The sequence below is a fragment of the Mycobacterium sp. TH-M106 genome (genome assembly GCF_057473765.1).
Genome location: NZ_JBYCLE010000316.1, coordinates 1 through 1005, shown reverse-complemented (window position 1 = coordinate 1005; position 1005 = coordinate 1). Strand labels below are relative to the sequence as shown.

The following is a 1005-nucleotide window of genomic DNA, read 5'->3' as shown; positions in this document are numbered from 1 at the left end:
CGCTCGGGAGCTCTTTCCGAGGCGCGTCGCAGCGCGACCAGCGCCTGTCGGATCTCCTGACGGTGGAAGAACCCCTCGCCGCCCCGGACCTGGTAGGCGATCCCGGCCTCGGTCAGCGCCTCCTCGTACACCTCGGATTGCGCGTTGATCCGATACAGCACCGCGATCTCGGCCGGCGCGGTGCCGGACTCGATCAGCCGGGAAATCGACGATCCGACCGCGGCGGCCTCGGCGACTTCGTCGGGATGCTCGTGAAAGGACGGTTCCGGGCCGGGGTGACGCTGACCGATCAGGTGCAGCCTGCTGCCGGCTACCCGCCCGCGGGCCGCGGCGATCACCCGGTTGGCCAGCGACACCACCTGCGGTGTGGACCGATAGTCGCGCTCCAGGCGCACCAGGGTGGCGTCCGGGAACCGTCGGGAGAAGTCCAGCAGGTAGCGCGGTGAGGCACCGGTGAACGAGTAGATGGTCTGATTGGCGTCGCCGACCACGGTCAGGTCGTCGCGGTCCCCCAGCCAGGCCGACAGCACCCGCTGTTGCAGCGGCGTCACGTCCTGGTATTCGTCGACGACGAAGCAGCGGTAGCGGTCGCGGAACTCGGCTGCGATCCCCGCGTCGTTCTCGATGGCGGCGGCGGTGTGCAACAGCAGGTCGTCGAAGTCGAGCAGCATCACGTGGTTGTCGAGGCCGCGGGCTTTCAGCGCCTCGTAGCCGGCGTACACGCCGGCCAGCTGCGCGGCGTCCAGGGGGACGTCGCGACCGGCGGACGCCACCGCGTCCGGATACTGTTCCGGGCCGATCAGCGACGCCTTGGCCCACTCGATCTCGCCGGCCACGTCGCGGATCTGGTCGTTGCTCAGCCGCAGCCCGGCGTGGCCGGCGGCGCGGGCGACGACACCGAACTTGCGGTCCAGCAGCTGCCAGCCGGTGTCGCCGACCACCCGCGGCCAGAAGTAGCGCAGCTGCCGGCGCGCGGCGGCGTGGAAGGTCAGCGCCTGCACGGAT

The 1005-nt window shown here is 70.7% G+C and carries 1 protein-coding gene; it reads right to left on the bottom strand.

Features of this window, described 5'->3' with window-relative positions:
* Positions 1-1005 (bottom strand): UvrD-helicase domain-containing protein (locus AC2VOP_RS10920; protein WP_486960978.1); only part of this gene is annotated, 1005 nt, incomplete at both ends.